Below are 5,537 nucleotides of genomic sequence, written 5' to 3'. Positions count from 1 at the left end.
CCAGTTTTAACCGCATCTCTCTGTAGGCAGATTGCTGCCGATACTCTCACAAAGCTAACAGGAGTGCTGCATACACCGTCGCACCTGCGGCAAACGCCCAAAACCGACTTTCTCGTTCTTCCGGCAGTTCTTCTTTAAGGATATTCAGGATAACTCCTCCAGCTAAAAATGCAAAGAGCACGGCGATCGCCGCCTCGGAAATTTCCGTCGCACTGCCAATCATCCATCCAGCGATCGCCGCCGCCGCCAACACCCAGCGTCCCCGCCGCTGATAGCTATGTTTGTGATGTTCTCGCAATCCAAAATCATTGACGATAAAATGCAGCGCCATTGCGATAAAAAACAAGACTAAACTCCACAGTCCCGGTTCTTCTCGGTGGAGCAATAGATAGCCAATCAAAACATTATAAACCGCGAATGAAGAAATATGAATCCAAAAAACCCATTCGCTAGTAATATCTCCCCGTCCGGTTTTTCGCTGGTTTTCCCGAGACTTTTTTGCCAATCTTTCCAGTCCATAAAATAAAGAAAACCCCAATAAAGACATCAGGTAGACATGATGTTCGAGATAGTCAAGAACCGGCAAATTTGCCTCTTCGATCGCAATCTGTCCCGCACTCAATTCTGGGAAAATGTGAATGAAAACGTAAGCAACCGACACCCCACCAGCTACCGATAGCCAGCGACTGCGCGGAATTGTTTCCAGAACCCGCAAATTCCCGGCACAAATATGGATTAATGCCAATGCGATCGCCAACAGTAAACTCAGTCGTACCATATCCTTAATATTACAAACGACTATAGGAATCGTATATCTGCAATCTTATTATAGAGTTTAACTGTAGTGCGATCGCCAAGCGCGACGGTGGGTAACTATTGTTGGGAGACCCGTTCTGATCCTCGTCTCTAAATGAAGGGGTTTTATTGTGGATAGCTATTGTTGGGAAACCCGTTCTAATCCTCGTTTTTGCAGGATGAATTAGCGCCATCTTGGTTTGTTGACTTTACAGATGGCATCGATTTGATGGTTTTGGTACTGGGTTTATCCTTCGCGAACCTAACGGTAACTCAAGGCAATACTGGCACGTTCATTTATGCCGGTAATGACTTACTTGCCACCCTTAATGGGGTGGATGCTTCCCTGATTACCTCAGATGATTTCTTCTTAGTTGGGTAATTAAGAAACCAGTGAGGGGATATAGCAATCCTCTCTGGTGTCACCTGAGCACAAAAAATAGAATTATCTAGGAGGGTGTGAGCATCGGCTGAATTAATTTCTTTTCATTATTCAAAAAGAGAACCGGGAAAGGGTAGACAAGTGCTGCACTAACGCTTTCCTATTCAAACAGGATTTATGGGGTTTATCTGAGTATGATTTTGTCCAGTTGGGGTAGAGAGCCGGTGTTAAATCTGAGGTTTGAATATTGAGAGGCGATCGCCTATAGCAATCCTAAATGATTTGTAACAAAGCCAGCGAGCAAGATGCTCGCACTACTTTTTAGTCATTAATCTTCTTCCATGAGACTGAGGCATTATTTAAGATAAGCACTGGTGCAAAAATAATTGCATCCCTTTGGCTAGTCTGGACAAGGGTTTCAGCGAATCAAAATGTGCAATTTATTTTGCATGACTGCTTAAAACCATCAATGTAGGGTTGATTCGCGAATCAACTCTACATTGTAAATTTGAGTTCCCCAACCGTCTAATTAAACTGGACAGCCGTGAATCTCTGGATCTTCATCAAAAGTCATCAAAGAAAGAGACTCTGGGTTTTCCTGGAGCATTTTTCCGAGTAAATATCCCGAAATGCTCCAAGTTTGATACCGCCTTGCCTCTTTGCCAATTAAGCGACCATTTTTGCCATCATAATATTCCGGCCATTCATCTTCAATTAGGCGATCGCCCGCAATTTCCAGGACTTTTTCCCCTAATTCCGGGCGGCCCACTTTATGAAAGGCTGCCACCAAAGGCCAGATTAACACCGGCCAACTTCCCCCATTATGATAAGACCAAGGGGGATTTTTCGGGTCAGACCCAGTAACAATTTCCCACTCCAGATTTTCCACCGCTGGAAACGCTATTTTTATCGGCATTCGTCCCACCAAATCTGACCACCGTTCTTCAATTAGCTGAACAATTCCTTGACACTCTTCTTCTGAAGACAAGGACCCCAAAATCGCTAATAAATTGCCTAAGCTGAAAAAGCGAAAATCTATCCGGCCCGGACCCAAATTTCCCGCTAAATATCCCCCTCGGTCCGGCATCCATAACGTCACCCAGTGAGGAATTGAACTGGGATAGATATTAAACTTATTCACCGCATCTTTTCCAAATTGATTGCTTTCAAAGCGATGAATTTCGTTCAATCGCTTGAAGTCGAGCCAATAATATTCTCGAATGTGATATCGTAAAGACCCTAATCGGTTATTAATCGCTTCGAGATAGGAACTGCCATCCTCATTGTCCGATCGCAGTAACTCTCGGGCCGATCGCAATGCTATATAAAACAAGGATTGGATTTCCAAGGGATGACCATAAACCCCCATCCGTCGGTCAATCATAAATGAACCATCGGGAACTAACAGAGTCGGAAACATCTCAAAACGAGACCGTAAACACAACTCCAAAACCAATTTGATGCCTTCTTGAAATTCCGGTTGATGGGCGAAGGACATATCCCCGGTTTTCTTAACATAAGCGCGGAGTAAAAACAACCACCAAAAGCCCGAATCAACCGGGGCAACGTGCCCGATCGCATGGTTGCCAAAATCCCCCAATAATTCCTCTTTCCCATCTTCATGAATGACTTTATAACTGGCAGGCATCAAACCCGCACTGGGTTCAAAGCAGTCCATTTTTTTCTCATGTTTCTGTAAGGCTAAGGTATGAATCAGGAAATTTTTGACAATCTCGGTTTTTCCTTCAATTAAAAATATCAAAGCCCCAGAAACAAAATCTCGGATAAAGCACTGATCGTAGTTGAGTGCATCTAACTTTGGATCATGGGCAGCTACGGTCCCCGCTGGTTCACCCTGATAATAGAAAATAGAATTCTCTAAGAGGGCGTGAGCATCGGCTGGATTAATTTTTTTTCTTTTCATTGATTTAATTGTTTGAACAGTAAACAATTCGCCCCAACTGTTGGATTATGAACTTTGAAGACAGTCAATCCTCTGAGCGTCCGGCGATTTGTCGATAGACTCAGTATTCAAAAAAAGAATCGGGGGCGGTTAGGCAAATGCTGCACTGCCACGCTACTATCCCCACCGGAGTTATTGGGTTTATCTTATCATGATTTTGTCCATTTGTGTTAGAGGTCCGGCGTTAAATCTGAGGTTTAAAAGTTGAAATGTCATTTAAAAATCATGATTAAAACTAAATTTCTCCCTGGGGGATCTTGTCAAAATGGGCGATCGCCTCACTTCAAAGAGCCCGAGGACACTCCCCCTTACCCCCCAGAATATAATATTCGCAATCTGTAATATCTTATTTATTCTCCCTTGCCAAAACCTTCTGCCACCCCTAGACGGTGAAACGGTATGCTAAAACGAAATCGAAAGAATGACCCGTCATTACAGAGAAACTCATTTATCGAATCGTCATGTCAATAGAACCGACTACAAGTGAAGCCTTAATCCAGGAGAGTTTAGAGCGCTTTTTACTCGTGCTGACTGTCTCTCTAACTGTTGCGACACTCCCGCAAATTTTTAGTTGGGTGCGACAAATTCCCTACACCCTGTTATTGGTGATTGTCGGATTAGGTTTAGCCTTTGTAGATGTGCGCCTCGTCAACCTGTCCCCCGCGCTAATCCTGTCGATATTTTTGCCACCGTTGTTATTTGAAGCCGCCTGGAATCTGCGCTGGAAAGACTTAAAACGAGATTTAGTCCCCGTGACCTTGTATGCCATCCTCGGGGTGCTAATTTCCGTCCTAGGGATTGCGATCGCCCTCAATCAGTTTGCAACCATTCCCCTTGCCACCGCCTTGTTAATCGGCGCGAGTCTCTCCGCCACAGATCCGATTTCCGTAATTGCGCTATTTCGAGAACTTGGGGTGGAAAAACGCCTCTCCACCTTGATGGAAGGGGAAAGTTTATTCAATGACGGAGTAGCAGTCGTTGCCTTTAGCTTACTCGTGGGACTGGCATTAGGAACCAACCAATTTGAACTGCGCGGGACGATCGCCCAATTTTTTGCCTTTGCAGGCATCGGTATCGGCATGGGCAGCTTAATCGGATTCGGGATTTCCTACCTCACCCAACGCTTTGATTTACCCCTCGTCGAACAATCCTTAACCCTAGTCTCCGCCTACGGCACCTATCTAATCGTCGAAAAACTCGGTGGATCTGGTGTAATTGGCGTAGTTACCGTGGGGTTAGTCTTAGGTAACTTTGGCTCACGAATCGGCATGAATCCGCGCACCAGGCTGATTGTTAGCGAGTTTTGGGAGTTTTTAGCCTTTTTTGTCAACTCCATCGTTTTCTTGCTGATTGGCGACCAAATTCAGTTTGGTTCCCTTGCCCGAAATTTAGACACGATCGCCATTACCCTAGGTGCAATGTTAGTCACCCGGGCGATCGCCATTTATGCCCTCGGTGCATTGAGCAATGTACTGGTAAAATCTGACATCAATGTGCGGCAGCAAACCGTCTTGTGGTGGGGAGGATTGCGGGGTTCTGTATCCATCGCCCTCGCCCTTTCTGTCCCGATAATTTTAGAGGCGCGGGAAGAAATTATTGCTACTGTATTTGGGGTAGTTTTATTTACCTTACTCGTTCAAGGTTTAACCATCAAACCCCTGCTTAAAGTCTTGAATTTGTTGGTAGATCAAACAGTCCGCCAGAACTATTTAGAGGCGATCGCCCGTCGCGCCGCACTCAAACGAGTCCTGGACCACTTGAAAGAGGGACAAGATGGACCCGATATTGATTGGGAGTTTTATCGCTATCAAATTGCCCTGGTAGAAGGACAAGTCAAAGAAATTCAAAATAACATTAACCAAATGCGAATTAAAGAACCGGATATCCAGGATTTTGCCCGGGAACAATTCAAAGAAGAACTCCTGGCGATCGAAGCTGATACTTATGCCGAATTCGTGCGATCGGGTCGGCTGAATCGAGATTTAGCCCCCTTCTTACAAGACGTGCTAAAAGGAGGGGATTGAAGCCAGTCTTAAGTCGGGTTTGCTCACAGGAATTCTCTCCCATTCAAGCCACTTCTAAAGAGTCAGTAGAACATTTAAACTGAATGACCCTAGGAAGCATCTTGCTTCCTATAGCAGATCCTTTATCAGTTGTGGAATGCCCTCACCCCCAACCCCTCTCCCAAGACGGGAGAGGGGAGCAGGAGAGGGCATAAATCATTTAGGATTGCTATAGGATAAAAATGTCAGCGAATAACTAGGGGAACCGCTATAATCCGGTCATTTTTATTGTCGATATACCGGTAGGGTAAAGTGAAATGCACTGCCTTTATTGCAAGAAGAATCCACCCAAATTTCCCCACAATTGGCTCGAATTAAACGCTTACATAAGCCT

4 protein-coding genes are annotated in these 5,537 nt (G+C 45.0%); 2 read left to right on the top strand and 2 right to left on the bottom strand.

Going from position 1 to position 5,537, the window contains the following annotated elements; genetic code table 11:
• Window positions 1-46: 46 nt before the first annotated feature.
• Window positions 47-778, bottom strand: a complete 732-nt coding sequence (locus J0895_RS09750) for a hypothetical protein (RefSeq protein WP_207087907.1) — start codon at window positions 776-778, stop codon at window positions 47-49.
• A 189-nt stretch (window positions 779-967) separates the two neighbouring features.
• Here J0895_RS09750 and J0895_RS09745 point away from each other — a divergent pair, with 189 nt between their 5' ends.
• A complete protein-coding gene (locus tag J0895_RS09745) occupies window positions 968-1,177 on the top strand; it encodes a hypothetical protein (protein ID WP_207087906.1) in 210 nt (69 codons plus the stop codon).
• A gap of 529 nt (window positions 1,178-1,706) precedes the next feature.
• Here J0895_RS09745 and J0895_RS09740 read toward each other — a convergent pair.
• Complete coding sequence (locus tag J0895_RS09740; RefSeq protein WP_207087905.1) at window positions 1,707-3,101, bottom strand: glycoside hydrolase 100 family protein; 1,395 nt, start codon at window positions 3,099-3,101, stop codon at window positions 1,707-1,709.
• A 500-nt stretch (window positions 3,102-3,601) separates the two neighbouring features.
• On the opposite strand from J0895_RS09740, the gene J0895_RS09735 reads away from it, so the two are divergent.
• The gene (locus J0895_RS09735; RefSeq protein WP_207087904.1) at window positions 3,602-5,164 is read left to right on the top strand and encodes a cation:proton antiporter; all 1,563 of its coding nucleotides are present in this window, start codon (window positions 3,602-3,604) and stop codon (window positions 5,162-5,164) included.
• The last annotated feature ends 373 nt before the right edge of the window (window positions 5,165-5,537 follow it).

Source organism: Phormidium pseudopriestleyi FRX01 (assembly GCF_017313335.1).
In the GTDB taxonomy this organism is placed as follows: domain Bacteria; phylum Cyanobacteriota; class Cyanobacteriia; order Cyanobacteriales; family Laspinemataceae; genus Laspinema; species Laspinema pseudopriestleyi.
This window is presented reverse-complemented; position numbering and strand designations above follow the sequence as displayed.